Source organism: Roseovarius sp. MMSF_3281 (assembly GCF_030733685.1).
Taxonomy (GTDB): Bacteria; Pseudomonadota; Alphaproteobacteria; order Rhodobacterales; family Rhodobacteraceae; genus Roseovarius.
The window spans coordinates 20859-37872 of record NZ_JASHIM010000016.1 but is presented as its reverse complement, the minus strand read 5'-3'; the positions used below and the strand labels follow the sequence as shown (position 1 = coordinate 37872).

Here is a 17014-nt window from a genome sequence, read left to right as displayed (position 1 = left end):
CCGGGGCAACCGGCGCGCGCTTTCATTTACTTGGCAAAGCCGATGGTTTGCAGGGCATCCTTGATTTCATCAAGGATCGCCGGATCGTCGATGGTGGCGGGCATCTTGTACTCCGCCCCATCGGCGATTTTCACCATGATCGCCCGCAAAATCTTGCCCGAGCGCGTCTTGGGCAGGCGATCCACCACCACGGCCAGTTTGAACGCCGCAACCGGGCCGATCTGATCGCGCACCATCTTCACGCATTCCTGCACGATCTCGGCATGGTCGCGGTTCACACCCTTGGTCAGGCATAAAAAGCCAACCGGCACCTGCCCTTTAAGTTGGTCCGAGACACCGATCACGGCGCATTCCGCCACATCGGGATGCGCGGCCAGCACCTCTTCCATGCCGCCGGTCGAAAGGCGGTGACCGGCCACGTTGATCACGTCATCGGTCCGCGCCATGATCCAAAGGTATCCGTCTTCGTCCTTCATGCCCGCATCGCCGGTTTCATAGTAGCCCGGGAAGGCCTTGAGATAGGATTTACGGAACCGGTCCTCGGCATTCCAAAGCGTCGGCAGGGTGCCCGGGGGCAGGGGGAGTTTCACGGCAATCGCGCCCAACTCGCCCGCTGGCATTTCATGCCCGCCTTCGTCCAGAATCTGCACGTCATAGCCTGGCATCGGCACTGTAGGTGACCCGATCTTGACCGGCAGCGCCTCGACCCCCGCAGGGTTGCCCGCGATGGTCCAGCCGGTTTCGGTCTGCCACCAGTGATCATAGACCGGCACACCCATTATGTCCTGTGCCCATTCGATGGTATCCGGGTCGGCGCGCTCGCCTGCAAGGTACAGTGCCTTGAGGTTCGAGATGTCGTAATCCTTGATCAGTTCGCCCTTGGGGTCATCGCGCTTGATTGCGCGGAACGCCGTGGGCGCGGTGAAAAAGCTGCGCACGTTATGCTCGGAAATCACCCGCCAGAAGGTCCCGGCATCGGGCGTGCCAACGGGCTTGCCCTCGAAGACAATCGTCGTGTTCCCGTGGATCAGCGGCCCATAGCAGATATAGCTGTGGCCAACGACCCAGCCTACATCCGACGCGGCCCAGAACACATCGCCCGGATCGACGTTATAGATGTTCTTCATGGTCCAGTTCAGCGCCACCAGGTGACCGGCGGTGTGACGCACGACACCCTTGGGCGCGCCCGTCGTCCCCGAGGTGTAAAGGATATAGGCGGGATGGTTGCCCTCAACCGGCACACATTCGGCAGGCTCGACACCATACTGGAACCCGTGCCAGTCATAATCCCGGCCTTCTTCCAGGTGTGCGACCTCTTCCTCGCGTTGGAAGATCACGCAGAATTCCGGCTTGTGCTTCGCTTCTTCGATCGCCCCGTCAAGCAGCGGCTTGTAATGGACCACGCGGCCCGGTTCGATCCCGCAGGAGGCGGCGATGATGCACTTGGGCGCGCAATCGTCGATCCGTACGGCCAGTTCATGCGCCGCGAAACCGCCGAATACCACGGAATGGACTGCCCCGATCCGCGTACAGGCCAGCATGGCCTCAAGCGCCTCGGGAACCATCGGCATGTAGATGATAACACGGTCGCCCTTTTCGACGCCCTTCGCGCGCAGCGCCCCGGCCAGACGTGCCACGCGCGAGCGCAGTTGCGCATAGCTGATCTTGTGCTTGGTGCCGGTCACCGGGCTGTCGTGAATGATCGCCGCCTGCGCGCCCCGCCCGTTTTCCACATGGCGGTCAACGGCGTTCCAGCAGGTGTTCACCATCCCGTCGCTGAACCATTCATAAAGGTCGTCACCAAGGTCGAACAGCGCCTTGCTGGGCGCCTCGTCCCAGTCGATAGCCTTGGCCGCTTCCATCCAGAATCCTTCGGGATCCTGCTTCCAGCCTTCATAGACGTCATTGTATGCCATGGTATTCTCCTCCGATCCGTTAAGATCGTGTTACGAAGGAGTGGACGTTGCGGCAAGCGGCTTGACAGGCTGCGTGGCAGATTACCGCATAACCTTTGCAGTTAATGGCGTTTCGCGCCTGCAAATTTTTGCAAACCACCTAAAACTCAAATGCCGGGCCATCAAATTTCAGGGGTTTTGCATATCTGCAAATCCAAGCCGTGCAAAGTTGTGCCGGAACAGGGATGCAGATTCGCGCCGCGTCAGCCGTAATGCGCCACCGGTGTTCCGGCGATTGCCGCCATGTTCAACAGGCCCCGCGCGGTGATACCGGGGGTGACCACGTGGGCGCGGTTGCCCATCCCCATCAGGATCGGCCCAACCTCAAGCCCGCCGGCCTTCATCTTGAGGATATTGCGGACGCCGCTTGCCGCATCCGCATGGGCAAAGATCAAGATATTTGCCGTGCCCTCCATCCGGTTATCGGGAAGCAACCGCCCCCGCAATTCGGGATCAAGCGCCGCATCCACGTTCATCTCGCCTTCATAGGCAAAATCCCGTGGCTCCGCGTCCAGTATCTCAAGCGCCGCGCGCAGACGCTTGCCCGACCCCTCGGCCTGGTTTCCGAATTGCGATTGCGAACAAAGCGACACATTGGGCGTCAGGCCAAAGCGCCGCACATGCCGCGCCGCCCCGATGGCAGATTCGGCCAATTGCTCGGGCGTCGGCAGGCTATGCACATGCGTGTCGGCGATGAACAACGGTCCATCCTCAAGGATCATCATCGACAGCGCCCCATGCGGTCGATGCTCAGCCGTGCCAAGAACCTGCGTGACGTAATTGAGGTGCCAGCGATACTCGCCAAAAGTGCCGCAGATCAGGCTGTCGGCCTCTTCACGGTGCACCATCACCGCGCCAATCGCCGTGGTATTCGTGCGCATGATCGCCTTGGCCAGATCGGGCGTCACGCCCCGGCGCTTCATGATGTCGTGGTAACTGCCCCAATAATCGCGATAGCGGGGGTCGTCCTCGGGGTTGACGATGTTGAAATCGCGGCCGGGCCGTATTTCCAAACCCATCCGCTCACATCGCCGGTCAATGACCGAGGGCCGCCCGATCAGGATGGGCGTTTCCGTGGTCTCTTCCAGGATCGCCTGGGCCGCGCGCAACACGCGCTCATCCTCGCCCTCGGCAAACACGATCCGGCGCGAGGCCGTGGCCGCCGCGTCAAACACCGGGCGCATCAACAGGGCGGATTTGAACACGCTGGCGTCAAGGTCTTCCTTGTAGGCCTGCAAATCCTCGACAGGGCGGGTGGCCACCCCGGTCTCCATGGCCGCCTTTGCAACAGCGGTGGATACCACCCCCGACAGGCGTGGATCAAAGGGTTTGGGAATAAGGTAATCCGCCCCGAAAGTCAGCTGCTCGCCCTTATAGGCCGCGGCCGCCTCGGCGCTGGTGGTGGCGCGGGCCAGTTCGGCAATCCCCTCGACGCAGGCAATCTGCATCTCGTCGTTGATATCGGTTGCCCCCACGTCCAGGGCCCCCCGGAAAATGAAGGGAAAACACAGCACGTTATTGACCTGATTGGGGAAATCGCTGCGTCCGGTGGCGATGATCGCCTCGGGGGCCACGCTGCGCGCCTCGTCCGGCATGATCTCGGGCGTCGGGTTGGCAAGGGCGAAAATCACGGGCCGTTCCGTCATCTTGGCCACATGTTCAGGCTTCAAGACATTCGGTCCCGACAACCCAAGGAACATGTCCGCGCCGTCAATCACCTCGTCCAGTGTGCGCAGGTCGCTGTCTTGGGCAAAGGCCGCCTTTTGCGGGTTCATATCCTCTTCGCGGCCTTTGTAGACCAGCCCGTGAATATCGCACAGCCAGACATTCTCGCGCTTCACCCCCAGCTTCAGCAGCAGGTTGAGGCAGGCAATCCCCGCCGCCCCGCCGCCGGTGCTGACGATCTTGATATCCTCGAACCGCTTGCCAGCCACATGCAGGGCATTGGTGGCCGCCGCCCCCACGACGATCGCTGTGCCGTGCTGGTCGTCGTGGAAGACGGGGATGTTCATCCGCTCCCGGCACAGTTTTTCGACGATGAAGCAATCGGGCGCCTTGATGTCCTCAAGGTTGATCGCGCCAAAAGTCGGCCCAAGCGCACAGACAATATCGGCCAGTTTCTCCGGGTCTTTTTCATCCACCTCGATATCGAAACAGTCGATATTGGCGAATTTCTTGAAAAGAACCGCCTTGCCTTCCATCACCGGCTTACTGGCCAATGCGCCGATATTGCCAAGGCCAAGTACCGCGCTGCCGTTGGTGACAACCGCCACAAGGTTGCCGCGCGCCGTGTAGCGGCTGGCGTTCGCCTCGTTCTCCTTGATTTCAAGGCAGGCTTCGGCCACCCCGGGGCTATAGGCGCGGCTCAGGTCGCGCCCGTTGGCCAGGGGCTTGGTTGCGCGGATCTCCAGTTTTCCGGGTTTGGGATACTCATGATAGGCAAGTGCTGCCTGACGCAGGTTTTCCTTGTGGTTGTCGCTCATGATATCCTCCCTGAAGGCAATAGTTTAGTATTAAACTAATTTGCTGCGGACGCAACCGGCCCACAAAGGCAGCTTGCATCGCCGCGCTGCGCGGCGCAATCTGAAATCCGAAACAGGTTGGATCGGAGTCGCCTGATGGAGCTTTTGAAAGCCGCCCGCGCCGTGCGTGACCACGCCTATGCCCCCTATTCGGGCTTCAAGGTGGGGGCGGCCATCCGCGCGGGATCGGGCAAGATCTACACCGGATGTAACGTGGAAAACGCCTCGTACCCCGAAGGCACCTGCGCCGAAACAGGGGCCTTGGCGGCGCTTGTCGCGGCGGGCGAAACCGAATTGACCGAGGTCGCGATCATCGCCGACGGCCCCGGGCCGGTCAGTCCTTGTGGCGGGTGTCGCCAAAGATTGGCGGAATTCGGGGCAGGGCAGGTGCCAATCATCATGGGAACCCTCACAGGCGAGGTGAAAACCGCCACGCTGGATGCGCTCCTTCCCGGGGCCTTTTCCTCGCAAAACCTTGGCAAGGGCTAAGGTGATGGACGCCCGGCAAATCATCGCCAAGGCCCGAGATGGCCGCGCCCTCGGGCCCGAGGCGCTCAACTGGATGGCCCAAGGCCTCGCCGATCACGGGGTCAGCGATGCACAGGCCGCCGCCTTCGCCATGGCTGTTTTGCTCAATGGCCTTGGTTCCGAGGATCGCACCGCCCTGACGCTGGCCATGCGCGACAGCGGTCAGGTTCTGTCGTGGCCCAAGACCCGCCCGGTGATCGACAAGCATTCCACCGGCGGTCTTGGCGATTGCGTCAGCCTTGTTCTGGCCCCGGCCTTGGCGGCCTGCGGTGCGCTTGTTCCCATGGTGTCGGGCCGGGGCTTGGGCCATACCGGCGGCACGCTCGACAAACTCGAATCCATCCCCGGCCTCGGCACGACCGTTTCCGAAGGCCAATTGCGCCGCGTGCTTGATCACGCGGGATGCGCCATCGTTTCGGCCAGTGCCGATATCGCCCCCGCCGACCGGCGGCTTTACGCGATCCGCGATGTCACCGCCACGGTCGAAAGCCTTGACCTGATAACGGCCTCGATCCTGTCCAAGAAACTGGCGGCGGGGTTGGAGGGGCTAGTGCTTGACGTCAAGCTTGGCTCGGGGGCCTTCATGAAAACGCCCGAGGCCGCCCATGCCCTCGCCACGGCCCTTGTCGAGACCGCCAATGCGGCCGGATGCAAAACAAGCGCGTTGATCACGGATATGAACCAACCGCTGGCGCCCGCCTTGGGCAATGCCCTCGAAGTGGCCGAGGCGATGCGCGTTCTTACCGGGCAGGTGCAAGGGCGGCTTCACGATCTGACCTGCGCGCTTGGTGGGGTGGCGCTATCCAATGCCGATCTCGCCACCGATCCAACCGCAGGGGCCGCGCAAATTGCCGATGCGATTGAAACCGGCCGCGCCGCCGAACACTTCGGGCGCATGACAGCCGCCATGGGCGGGCCGGTACATTTCATCGACCAATGGCAACGCTTCTTGCCCGAAGCGACCGTTATCATGGAGGTTCAGGCCCCTCGCGCGGGTTATATCGCGTCGATGCAGGGCGAGGCCATGGGCCTTGCCGCCATTGCACTTGGCGCAGGGCGACAGGTGGAAAGCGATGCGGTCGACCCCGCCGTCGGCATCGACAAGGTGGTGCCGCTTGGCACGAAGGTTACCAAGGGCCAGCCGCTTTTGCGCCTTCACGCCGCCCGCATGGATCAGGCTGACCGCGCCGCCGAAATGCTTTCGCAGGCCATCGCCATCAGCGACAGCGCCCCCGAGGTGCCGCCGCTCATCCACGACCGGTTGGGTTAACCCATGCCGCGCGCCTTCCTCGTGGTTATGGACTCCGTCGGCATCGGCGGCGCACCTGACGCGGCACGGTTCTTTAACGGCGACACCCCCGATACCGGGGCCAATACCGTTGCCCATATCGCCAAGGCGCACTCCGGCGGGCTGCATTTGCCGGCGTTGGATGCCTTGGGTCTTGGCGCGGCGTTGCGTCTTGCCTCCGGGGCCACGGTCCCGGGCCTTGATGCCAAACCCACCGGGCTGTGGGGATGCGCGACCGAGGTTTCGCCGGGCAAGGATACGCCCACCGGGCATTGGGAATTGGCCGGTGTCCCCGTGCCGTGGCAATGGCATACCTTCCCCGATACAATCCCGGCCTTCCCGGCGCAGCTGGTCCAGGCCGTCAAGGCCGCGGCGGGCACCGACGGCATCCTTGGCAATTGCCATGCCGCAGGCCTCGGGATCATGCGCGAGATGGGGGCCGAACACCTGCGCACCGGCTGGCCCATCTGCTACACCTCCGCCGACAGCGTCTTTCAGATCGCCACCCACGAAGAAGCCTTCGGGCTTGATCGCTTGTTGGATCTCTGCCGCGCCGTGGCCCCGATGCTGCACGATATGCGGGTGGGCCGCGTCATCGCGCGGCCCTTCGTGGGCGACGCGAACACCGGCTTTCGCCGTACCCCCAACCGACGCGATTTTGCCATTCCGCCGCCCGACCCCACGCTTTGCGATTGGGTGCAAGGGGCGGGGGGCAAGGTCCATGCCATCGGCAAAATCGGCGATATTTTCTCCATGCAGGGCATTGATGACGTCGCCAAGGGCACCGATGCGCAACTCATGTCGCATCTCTTCGATGCGGTCGCCCACGCCGAAGATCACAGCCTCACCTTCGCCAATTTCGTCGAATTTGACAGCCTCTATGGCCACCCGCGCGACCCTGCGGGTTACGCACAGGCCCTTGAATGGTTCGACAGCCGTATTGCCGCCCTTCTGCCGCGCCTGCGCGAGGGCGATATGCTTCTGCTGACCGCCGATCACGGCAACGATCCCACTTGGGCCGGCACGGATCACACCCGCGAACGCGTGCCTGTTCTCATCGCCGGTCTGGGCGCGGGGGAGATGGGCAGGATCGCCTTTGCCGACATCGCCGCCAGCGTCGCCACCCACCTTGGCGTATCCGCCCAAGGGCCGGGCCAAAACCGCCTGCCGCCCCACCAAACCCGAACCCCGTAACCCGGAGGCCCAATGCCCGATCACCTGACCATCGTCGATCACCCCCTTGTGCAGCATAAGCTGACCATCATGCGCGAGATAGCGACACCAACCGCCACCTTCCGCCAACTCCTGCGCGAAATCAGTCAGTTAATGGCCTTCGAAGTCACCCGCGACCTGCCCGTTACCATGCGCGACATCGAAACGCCGCTCTGCAAGATGCAAGGGATCGGCCTGGCGGGGCATGATCCGGCGCTGATCTCGATCCTGCGCGCGGGCAACGGCTTTCTTGACGGGATGCTCGATCTCATCCCCTCCGCCCGGGTGGGCTTTGTCGGGCTGGAACGCGATGAAGAAACGCTGCAACCCATGCAATATTACTTCAAGGTGCCCCAGCATCTGGATAAGCGCACGGTCATCGTTGTTGACCCGATGCTTGCCACCGGCCATTCCTCGGCTGCCGCCATCGACCTTCTCAAACGCAAAGGCGCCCGGAATATCCGCCTGATGTGCCTTGTCGCAGCCCCCGAAGGCGTGGCGCATATGGGCGAAAAACACCCCGATGTGCCCATCGTGGTCGCCGCCCTCGACGATCACCTGAATGAAAAGGGCTATATCGTGCCGGGGCTAGGGGATGCGGGCGACCGGATGTTTGGCACAAAATAAGCTATCCGCTGTTTACTAAGCGGAACAAATAAGGCAAGATTCCTCAATCTGTCTTGGGGGACAAAATGCAAGTGAAACGTCTTCTGGCGAGTGTTGTCATCGCCGCGTCCATGGGTATCGGGGTCTTGCAGGCACAGGATATGGCCGATGTGCAGGTTCCGGCCGAATTCCCGCCCGCCTCCTACAAGGCGCGCCAATATGTCGACAGCCGGGGTTGCGTCTACGTCCGCGCCGGGATCGACGGCAACGTCAACTGGGTGCCGCGCGTCTCGCGCAGCCGCGAACCGGTTTGCGGGTTCAAACCCTCCTTCGCGGGTAGCTCTGCACCGGCGCGAACCACCGCCGCGCAACCCAAGGCAAAGCCCGAACAAATCCGTATTAAGCCAGCCTCGCAGCCCAAGCCAAAGGCGAAACCGGCACCGAAGCGCACGGCCAAGGCCAAAGTGGTCAAGCGCCCCGCGCCTGCTGCAAAGCCCGTTCAGATCACCACCCCGGCAGCCATGGCCCCAAAGGCCAAAACCGTCAAAGTGGTCAAGCGCAAGGATCAGGCGCCCAAGCCCACGGCACAACCGAAACGCAGCCGTACGGCCAAAACCGTTCCCGCCCCCAAGGGGCAACCGGCCTGCGCAGGGGCAAGCGCCGTCTCGCGGCAATACTACCGCACCGCACCGGGGACCAGCGTCCGGTGCGGCCCGCAGGCCGCACCGCATGTCTCGGTCGTGCAAAGCCGCACGGCGCGGGCAAATGCCATGCGCGCCCCGCGCGCTTCGCAGGTGGCAACCGATCAAACTGCGCAACCCGCGCCGCAACCGGTGATCCGTCGGGCCGCGCCGCAGGCGCGCACAGCGGCTATCGGCAATCAAACCCGCGTCGCCCCCAAGCATGTCTACGGGAAGCAAAAGCAAAGCACGGTCGGAATCTCGGTGCCCGATGGCTATAAACCCGTCTGGGAAGATGATCGCCTGAACACCAAGCGCGCGCACCAAACATTCGAAGGCATGGCCCGGATGGAAGTGGCGTGGTCCAACACCGTGCCGCGTTACCTGGTTGATCGCAACACGGGCCGCGACATCAGCTATATGTACCCCGGCCTGCAATATCCCTACACCAGCTTCGAGGCACAGCGCGCCGCGGGTGTCACTGTGGCCACCCAAGGGCGTGTCGTGATGCCACCGCAGCGGGTCGGCCAGACCAACACGCGCCGCGCAGCGGTTTCCACCCGTCAAACCGACCGGCGCAAGGCCACGGTCTCGACCCGCTCTGTCACGCCCGAGGCGTCCGGCACGGACCAAGCCGCACAGCAAAAGAAAATGGTGCGCAAAGCCGCCAGCCCTTACATTCAGGTCGGCGCCTTCCGCGATGCAGGCCACGCACAGCGCGCGGCGCAAGGTCTGGCCAATGCGGGCCTTCCCACGCGCATGGGCCGTGTTACACGCGGCAGCGACAGCTTCACGATGGTCAAGGTCGGACCCTTCCGCACCCAACCACAGTTGGACCGCGCCCTGCACAAGGTTCGCGGCAAAGGCTTCGGACAGGCCCGTCCCAGCCATTGATAAGCATGATCCGACACAGCGGAAAAGCGCCCCATGCGGGCGCTTTTTTGTTTATCCGCCGCAAATCCCCTGCAGGCGCAGCCAATTGGCATCGCTCAACACGGGTTCGGGAGCGCCCCCGGCATAGGGGTCTGCCTCGATCAGGGCCAAGGTGGTTTCACCTGAAATATCCCGGGCATAGGCATAGGGTGTGGACCGAACCCGCCAGGTTTCAAAGCCTTTCAGAAAAACGGTATCTTCAAGCGCGGGCCGTTCGCCTGTCAGAAGCTGCTTGGCATAGGCGGTCAGGGTTTCATCATCCAGTTCCCCCGTGGTCAGCAACCGAATGCTCGACCACAGGCCGCCGTGTTTCAACAGGCTGTCCAAAGGGTCATACACCTCGGCCCGCAGGCGTTCGGCCACGATATACCCGGCCACGACATCGGGATCCTCGAAATCCTCGACCAAGCTGCGGTTGATCAGGATCGTATCGCCGGGCAGGGCCACGGCATCCTTCACGCCCCCGCGCATCACTGCCAACCGTCCCGCGCCACTCGGGGCGGGCAGGCGTCGCGCCAGACGGGTCAAGGCCTCGCGCCCGCCCGCCTCGCGGCAGGCCGGGCCGGTGACATTCTGTATGCGCTTGAAAAGGGCCTCGCCGATCTCGTGGCGTTTGACGTCGGGCACGACCGATACCGCATGGGTTCGCGCTGCATCGGGCAACCAGAACAGGGCCAGACCGGCAACCGCCGCCATTGACGCCAGAAACATCACCAACCTCAAGCGTCCGGGATGGGGGCGCTGCCGTTCGATCGCTGTCCGCAGCTTCTCGATGGCCTCGACCATCTGGACCTCGTCCACGGGCAATTCCAAGGTCTCGCCCGGGTCGCCATCGGGGTGATAGATCGCCGGGGTCTCGCCGGGGTTGGCCCGTTCCACCGCCGCCAGGGACCAATGCGCAAGCGCACGGTCCTGCATGTCCGAAATCACCAGCGTCGCGTCGCCGATCGAAACGATCACCTCGCTGCGCTGATCCTCGGGCGTGGCCCGCCAAAGGCCCGAGGCCTCCAGCCGGTGATATTCGCTAAGTGCGGTCATGTTGATTGGGCCTGCTCTGCCTCTTTCACAAGACAATAGCATGGTCCGACACAAGGCGTCTATCTCCTATGGATTGGCCGGCCCCGGTGGTCATCGCTGCGGTACTTTCCAAAGGCGGCCGCACGGCGTGACCCCGGCGCAGACCGAAACGTACAAAAGTCACGTACGTTCTGTACGTTTTGTACAGGTCGTAGGCTCGACTCGGCGTGCCCTCTTTATCATGGGGCTACGGGGCAAGCCGATGTTTTAGGGGCTGGAATTTTGCAGCTAAATCAAAGGCTTGCCCGATGCGCGACAGGCTACATCTCCCGCGCGACCTTGCGCAGTTCAAATTTCTGGATTTTCCCGGTCGAAGTTTTCGGCAGTTCCCGGAAGAAAACCGCCTTGGGTGCCTTGAATCCGGCCAGCTTTTCTCGTGCAAAATCAATAAGTTCTGCCTCATTCGCCTCGGCCCCGTCCTTCATCTCGACAAAAGCACAAGGAACTTCGCCCCATTTCTCATCCGGCTTGGCCACAACCGCACAGAGCAGCACCGCAGGGTGCATCATCAACACGCCCTCCACCTCGACAGAGCTGATGTTCTCGCCACCCGAAATGATAATATCCTTGGCTCGGTCGGCGATCTGCAAATAGCCGTCTGGATGTTGAAGGGCGATATCCCCGGAATGGAAGTAACCCCCTGAAAAGCTTTCAGAAGTCGCCTTTGGGTTCTTCAGGTATCCTTTCATAACCGTGTTGCCGCGGATCATGATCTCGCCCTGCGTGGCGCTGTCCATGGGCGTTTGTTCCATGGTCTCGGGGTCCATCGCGGTGATGTTTTCGGCCATGGGCATGGTGACCCCGGTGCGCGCCTTTATGGCATAGCGTTCCTCGTCCTTCAGGTCGTCCCACTCCTGCTGCCAGATGCATTCCGTCACGTGTCCATAGGTCTCGGTCAGGCCGTAAACTTGGGTGACGTGAAAGCCCAAAGGCTCAATCGCGCGCAGGGTCGCGGCGGGGGGCGGGGCCCCGGCCGTAAAGACTTCGACCACATGATCGAAAGGCCGCCGCTCGTTGTCCTTGGCATTGACGATGGTGTTCAAGACAATCGGTGCCGCCCCGAAATGGGTGACCCCCTCGTCGGCAATCGCGTCGTAAATCGCCTTCGCCGAGACATCCCGACAGCACACAACGGTACCGCCCAGCATGGGCATCATCCATGTGTGGTTCCAGTTGTTACAGTGGAAAAGCGGTACGATTGTCAGGTACTTGGCATAACGCGGCATGGGCCATGTCACCGCCGTTCCCATGGTCATGAGGTACGCCCCGCGATGGTGATAGACCACGCCCTTGGGCCGCCCAGTGGTGCCTGAGGTATAATTCAACGCAAGGCTTTCCCATTCGTCCTCGGGCATGAGCCAAGCGAAGTCCGGGTCGCCCGAAGCCAGCAAGTCCTCGTATTCGGTATAATGCCCATGGGCGTGTACGCCGGCCTCTTCATCGGCCACTTCGATCACGGTGGGGGCAGGGCCCTCCATTTGTTCGAGCGCCTCGGCCAGGACCGGAAGAAACTGCGGGTCGGCCAGAACCACCTTGGCCTCGCCATGATCGAGGATATAGGCGATGGTGTCGGCCTCAAGCCGCGTATTGATGGTGTTCAATACCGCACCACAGGCAGGCACGCCAAAATGCGCCTCGGCATGGGCCGGCAGGTTGGGCAAGAGGGTTGCAACGACATCGCCGGGTGTCACGCCCAGCCCGGCCAGCCCCGAGGCCAGCCGCGTGCAGCGTTCATGATATTCCGAATAGGTCCGACGGGTTTTTTTATAGACCACCGCTTCGCGCGTGGGATAAAGCGTGGCGGCACGTTTCAAATGTGAAAGCGGCGTCAGCGGCACATAGTTTGCAGCGTTTTTTTCCAGCCCGGTTTCATCCCGCATCCAACCCATGGTCAACCCTCCCTGATTCCCCTGCGATCATGACAATACGAGCTTATTAAGATTGGCTGCGTATTCAATTGCCAAATGTCAGACAATTGAAGGGCCTTGCTGTCGTGGCTTGTGCCGCAACGGCCCTCACCGTAGCGTGCACGGATGATCATTTCGCCCGGGCGCAATTACATCTTCGTGCACATCCCCAAGACCGGGGGCACTTCCATGGCGCTTGCGCTTGAGGGGCGCGCGATGAAGGATGACATCCTTATCGGCGACACGCCCAAGGCCAAACGCCGGCGCAATCGTCTCAAAGGGGCGAAAGCCGCTGGGCGGCTTTGGAAACACTCCACCTTGGCAGATATTGACGGGCTGGTAACAGCAGAGCAGATCGAAAGAGCCTTTGTGTTCACCCTTGTGCGGAACCCTTGGGACCGGATGGTCAGCTATTACCACTGGCTGCGGGATCAAGGATTTGAGCATCCCGCGGTGACCTTGGCCAGAAAGGTCGATTTTTCAACCTTCCTGAATGCACCCATGACACAAGCCTCGATGACAGCCACACCCTATGGTCACTATGTTACCGATGCTCGGGGAGCCGAAAGATGCGATGCATTTATTCGGCTTGAATATCTGGAAACCGATTGTCAGTCGCTTTGCGACCACCTTGGATTCCAGCTTGAATTGCCTGTTAACAATCAGTCAGCCCGGGATCGGGACTACCGGAAATATTATTCCGACCGCGATTCCGCCTTGGTGAAAACTCTGTTTGATCAAGACATCGCCAGATTTGGCTATTCTTACTGATGTCGGATTAGCGCGAAAGCGGCGATCAATCCAAGTTTTATCCGATCATTGATGACGTGGTGCGAACAGTGCCTCGTTTTTGTCTTTTTCCCGACCAAGGAGCGGCATGAGAATCACGCTTCATGATTTCATCAACGCGAACGGTCGGCTGCCGCTGGTCGAGATTGAGGGGATTGGACAATGCTTGGTTGGATGTCTGCACAATCTACAGAAACCAAACGTAAACCAGACGTCACTGGGGCACTTGAGGGTGCCAGTACGGGGGTCATGACGGGACTTATGACAGGAACGCGCGTGGCAACGGCCATGGGGTGGCGCAAGATTGAAAGGCTTGGTGCGGGTGACATGGTTTTGACTTTTGATCACGGGATGCGGGAAGTGACCAAGGTAACCCGTGTTCGTCTGTGGCGCGGTGAGGGCGCGTGCCCGCGCCGTTTCTGGCCGCTTGAAGTGCCCGCCAAGGTTTTGGGAAACCGCACCATTATGCGTATCCTGCCCGGACAGGCCGTTATGCTGGAAAGCGATATCGCCGAAGAGGCATATGGCGACCCCTTCGCCCTCGTGCGCGCCCGTGTGCTTGAAGGTATCCGTGGGATCGAACGCACGCCGCCGGTCGGCGACGCCGAAGTGATCATGCTGTATTTCGCGGATGAGCAAGTGATTTTCGGGGAAGATGGCGCATTGTTCTTGTGCCCCTCGTCGCGGGACCTGATCGCACGCGCCTTGGACGGCGATGACTCGCTTTATTCGATCTTGCCGGTGCATGAGGCGCTGCGCCTTGTCGATCAGATCGAGAGTGAAGACACCTGTTCTGGTCCGGCCACGCCGCAGGACATCGGTGCGGCGGTCGCGGCCTGAGACAAATCATCCGCAAAGCAGCGGGCGCGTCGGGATAACTTCCGGCGCGCCTTTTTCGTCAGGAGCGCGCAAAGCGCACAATCCCCGACACAAGACAATCCAGGCTGTCGCTCCAGGCAGCCCCGGTCGGCAGGCTGTTGGTAAGCAATGATAGTTCGGTACAAGCGACCAGCAAGTGATCGGCGCCTTGGTCCAACAGGGCCTGTGCGATCATGCGCAATTCGGGGCCTGTCTCATGGGCGGGCTTGCCCGCTTTCACCGCGCGTATCACCTCCAAAAGTGCGTCATCGTCCGGCAAGGTGACCGGGTGCATACCCCGTGCGGCAAAGGGGGCCTTGAAAACCCCGGTCAATCGTGTCGCCGGTGAGGCCAGCATGCCCACGGATTTCGCCCCGGCCTGGGCCAGGTGGTCGGCTGTCAGTTCCAGCATGTTCAGAAACGGCAGCGTGCTTGCCGCTTCGACCGCAGGTGCATAATGATGGGCCGTGTTGCAGGGCATGGCCAAGGCGGACGCGCCTGCCTTTTCAAGGTCTTGCGCCATATTTCCAAGCACCGCCCCCGGGTCTTCGCCGGTGCCTTCGATCAGCGCCTTGATCCGGCTGGGTACCTGTGGATTTTGATGCACGATCAATGGGATATGATCCGCGTCGTCCCGGGCATCCGGCACCGCATCGAATACCTTTTGCATCAACAGGATCGTGGCTTCTGGCCCCATCCCGCCAAGAATGCCGACTGTTTTCATGATCGTGGTCCTTACCTGCCCTGATTGGCGGACAGTTTGCCGGTATCGGCCAGACGATCAAGCCGAATATCGGCGCTGCGGGCGTGGCCCTCCATACGTTCTTCGCGGCTGATGCGGGCACTGACACGGGCCAGATCGGGCAAGGCGCGTTCATCCACCTGCTGCCAGGTTACTGTTTTCAGGAACTTATGCACCGAAAGCCCGCCCGTATATCGTGCGGCCCCCGAGGTGGGCAGCACGTGGTTTGGCCCCGCGGCCTTGTCTCCGAAGCTGACGGTGGTGTTCTCGCCTAGGAACAATGAGCCATAGGCGCGCAAGCGCTCGCGCCAGAAATCCAGATCGCGGGCCTGCACATGCAGGTGTTCGGGGGCTTTCCGATCGGCATATTGCGCCATGTCTTCCGCCGTGTCGCACAAGACCACCTCGGCCATATCGCGCCACGCCACCTCGGCGGCGCTTCGGTTCGGGTCGGGCAAATCAGCAATCAGGCGCGGCACCTCGGCCATCACCGCCTCGGCCAGTGGGCGGTGTGTTGTGGCCAGCCAAACAGGGCTATTGGCCCCGTGTTCGGCTTGGCTGACCAGATCGACGGCAACGGTCAGGGGATCGGCCGTGTCATCGGCCAGAACCAAGCTATCGGTTGGGCCTGCAAACATGTCGATCCCGATGGGGCCGAACAATTGTCGCTTCGCTTCCGCGACATAGGCATTGCCGGGACCAACCAGAATATCCGCAGGCGGCGCGCCGAACAGGCCAAAGGCCATGGCCGCCACGCCCTGCACCCCACCGATGCACAGGATCCGGCTCGCCCCGGCAAGATGCATGGCATAGAGCATTGGGGCGGGGATGCCCTTGGCCCCGTTGGGCGGCGAACAGGCGGTGATATCGGCCACGCCAGCCTCGCGCGCCGTGGCGATCGACATCAGCGCCGAGGCGATATGCGTGTATCGCCCGCCGGGCACATAGCAGCCCGCCGCAGACAGCGGGATTTGCTTTTGCCCGGCGATTAGCCCGGGGCGTAGTTCAACCTCCATATCCTGCGCCGTGGCGCGTTGTGCGGCGGCAAAGCGGCTGATGTTGTCATGCGCCCATTGGATATCGTCCTTGAGGTCTTGCGGCACCTTGGCCACGGCCTTGGCAATCGCATCGCTGGAGACCGTGATCTCGCCTTGCCAATTGTCCAGTGTCCGGGCGTATTCAAGCGCCACTTGCCCGCCGCCCTGACGCAGCCTTGTCAGCATGACTTGCACCGTGTCGATGATATCGGCGGCGGTTTGCGGGGCTTCTCCGGGGGCGGTTTTGAGCGGTGTGATCGGCATGGCGCATCTCTCCTTGGCTGCACCATGAATGGGGCCGCTTCAGTACGCGGGGCAAGGGATAGCTTTGAAGGTACCGCCTGTTTTTTCAGGCGTCGAAACTCAGGTTCGGAAAAGCCGAAAGCAAGCGGTCAGCCCTTACAAACTGGCGCGCAGCCCCTTGGCAGCGTCCTCGATGAGGTCCAGCACCCCGTTAAAATCCCTTGTGTAATAAGGGTCAGGTACATGATCCACCCCGCAGCCGGGGGCATAATCCGTGAAGCGTTTGACAGGCGTTGTATCCCCCGACGGACGCAGGCGTTCGATCTCTGCGATGTTGGCGTCGTCCATTCCGATGATCAGATCGAAAGCCATGAAATCCTGCGCTTTGAATTGTCGTGCGCGCAGGTTCGAGATGTCATGCCCGCGCGCCCGCGCCGCCGCCTGCATAGGGCCATAGGGCGGTTCTCCGATATGCCAGCTTCCCGTGCCTGCGCTGTCGGTTTCAAGCTCTGGCGCCAGTGTCCGAAACACCCCTTCGGCAGCGGGGGACCGGCAGATATTGCCAAGGCAAACGAACAGAATTTTGGTGGTCATCGCAGTCTCCTTTGGGCACAAAGGCATAAGCTAAGGAGGGGTC

General features: G+C 61.7%; 14 protein-coding genes. 7 read left to right on the top strand and 7 right to left on the bottom strand.

Translation table 11 applies throughout. From position 1 onward, the window contains the following. Positions 1-26: 26 nt before the first annotated feature. Both prpE and RBB32_RS14690 read right to left on the bottom strand, forming a co-directional pair. Positions 27-1916: a propionate-CoA ligase PrpE gene (gene prpE / locus RBB32_RS14695; protein ID WP_306153785.1), complete on the bottom strand. Its 1890-nt coding sequence runs from the start codon at positions 1914-1916 to the stop codon at positions 27-29. A gap of 242 nt (positions 1917-2158) precedes the next feature. Beyond that, positions 2159-4438: an NADP-dependent malic enzyme gene (locus RBB32_RS14690; protein ID WP_306153783.1), complete on the bottom strand. Its 2280-nt coding sequence runs from the start codon at positions 4436-4438 to the stop codon at positions 2159-2161. A gap of 135 nt (positions 4439-4573) precedes the next feature. On the opposite strand from RBB32_RS14690, the gene RBB32_RS14685 reads away from it, so the two are divergent. From RBB32_RS14685 to RBB32_RS14665, 5 genes are all read left to right on the top strand, one after another. Then, positions 4574-4966, top strand: coding sequence for a cytidine deaminase (locus tag RBB32_RS14685; protein WP_306153781.1), 393 nt, complete (start codon positions 4574-4576; stop codon positions 4964-4966). A gap of 4 nt (positions 4967-4970) precedes the next feature. After that, complete coding sequence (locus RBB32_RS14680; protein ID WP_306153779.1) at positions 4971-6275, top strand: thymidine phosphorylase; 1305 nt, start codon at positions 4971-4973, stop codon at positions 6273-6275. Between the two features lie 3 nt (positions 6276-6278). After that, the gene (locus RBB32_RS14675; protein WP_306153777.1) at positions 6279-7487 is read left to right on the top strand and encodes a phosphopentomutase; all 1209 of its coding nucleotides are present in this window, start codon (positions 6279-6281) and stop codon (positions 7485-7487) included. 12 nt (positions 7488-7499) lie between these two features. Further along, complete coding sequence (upp, locus tag RBB32_RS14670) at positions 7500-8132, top strand: uracil phosphoribosyltransferase (RefSeq protein WP_306153775.1); 633 nt, start codon at positions 7500-7502, stop codon at positions 8130-8132. Positions 8133-8197: 65 nt separating this feature from the next. After that, the gene (locus RBB32_RS14665) at positions 8198-9685 is read left to right on the top strand and encodes an SPOR domain-containing protein (RefSeq protein ID WP_306153772.1); all 1488 of its coding nucleotides are present in this window, start codon (positions 8198-8200) and stop codon (positions 9683-9685) included. A gap of 51 nt (positions 9686-9736) precedes the next feature. On the opposite strand, the gene RBB32_RS14660 is transcribed toward RBB32_RS14665, so the two are convergent. Both RBB32_RS14660 and RBB32_RS14655 read right to left on the bottom strand, forming a co-directional pair. After that, positions 9737-10762 carry a hypothetical protein gene (locus tag RBB32_RS14660; RefSeq protein WP_306153770.1) on the bottom strand — a complete coding sequence of 342 codons (1026 nt, stop codon included), beginning with the start codon at positions 10760-10762 and terminating at the stop codon, positions 9737-9739. A gap of 299 nt (positions 10763-11061) precedes the next feature. Beyond that, positions 11062-12690, bottom strand: coding sequence for an AMP-binding protein (locus tag RBB32_RS14655; protein ID WP_306153768.1), 1629 nt, complete (start codon positions 12688-12690; stop codon positions 11062-11064). A gap of 144 nt (positions 12691-12834) precedes the next feature. On the opposite strand from RBB32_RS14655, the gene RBB32_RS14650 reads away from it, so the two are divergent. Beyond that, entirely contained in the window at positions 12835-13479 is a 645-nt protein-coding gene (locus RBB32_RS14650; protein WP_306153766.1) for a sulfotransferase family 2 domain-containing protein, read from the top strand. A 279-nt stretch (positions 13480-13758) separates the two neighbouring features. After that, on the top strand, positions 13759-14337 hold the full coding sequence (locus RBB32_RS14645; protein ID WP_306153764.1) for a Hint domain-containing protein: 579 nt from the start codon (positions 13759-13761) through the stop codon (positions 14335-14337). Positions 14338-14395: 58 nt separating this feature from the next. Here the strand turns inward: RBB32_RS14645 and RBB32_RS14640 are convergent, their stop codons facing one another. From RBB32_RS14640 to RBB32_RS14630, 3 genes are all read right to left on the bottom strand, one after another. Then, positions 14396-15079, bottom strand: coding sequence for an aspartate/glutamate racemase family protein (locus RBB32_RS14640; protein WP_306153762.1), 684 nt, complete (start codon positions 15077-15079; stop codon positions 14396-14398). 11 nt (positions 15080-15090) lie between these two features. Continuing rightward, the gene (hisD, locus tag RBB32_RS14635; RefSeq protein WP_306153760.1) at positions 15091-16398 is read right to left on the bottom strand and encodes a histidinol dehydrogenase; all 1308 of its coding nucleotides are present in this window, start codon (positions 16396-16398) and stop codon (positions 15091-15093) included. Between the two features lie 135 nt (positions 16399-16533). After that, positions 16534-16971 (bottom strand): low molecular weight protein-tyrosine-phosphatase, encoded by a 438-nt coding sequence (locus tag RBB32_RS14630; protein WP_306153758.1) that lies wholly within the window; start codon positions 16969-16971, stop codon positions 16534-16536. Positions 16972-17014 lie beyond the last annotated feature (43 nt).